This window comes from Rhodococcus sp. DMU2021 (assembly GCF_019641445.1).
Classification (GTDB): Bacteria; Actinomycetota; Actinomycetes; order Mycobacteriales; family Mycobacteriaceae; genus Rhodococcus; species Rhodococcus pyridinivorans.
On sequence record NZ_JAIFKB010000117.1, the window covers coordinates 1 to 504 of the forward strand.

Here is a 504-nt window from a genome sequence, read left to right on the forward strand (position 1 = left end):
TAGGCCCGCTCGTACAGCTCGTCCGGCAACCGGTGCTCGAGCAGTACCTTCGCTGCGGCCTGGCGCAGCGGGGGCGCTTCGCGGGCGGCCTCGGCGATCAGGCTCTTGACCTCGGAACGGGTCACGGCCGGCAGGTAGTCCGGGCGCCGGCCTTCGACCTGGGCGATCAGCCGAGGATCGACGGCGACCTCGGCGATCAGAGCCTGCCGTTCGCCAGCAGTGGCCTCGCGACGTGCCTGCTCGACACCGGCGAACCACTGGTGGCGGATCTCATCGCGGCCCGTGCGGCTGCGCACCTTGCCGATCGCGGCGGCGACCTGCGGATCGGTGTCCGGCTGCGGCAGCGTCAGCGGATCGGCCGGGTCATAGGCGGCGCGGCCTCGTGCCCACCACTGATCGACCTCGACCGTGGCGGCCTGGTCGATCCCGTCCTGCACTGCGGCGACGTGCTCGCCGCGCTGCTCGGCGGTGGCCGGTTCGGCCGGCTCCTGGGTGTCGAGTACA

At 72.6% G+C, this 504-nt stretch carries 1 protein-coding gene; it reads right to left on the reverse strand.

The genetic code is table 11. The features are described from left to right. Positions 1-504, reverse strand: a 504-nt coding sequence (locus K3M35_RS25920) for a hypothetical protein (protein ID WP_220667304.1), incomplete at both ends; no start/stop codon positions are given.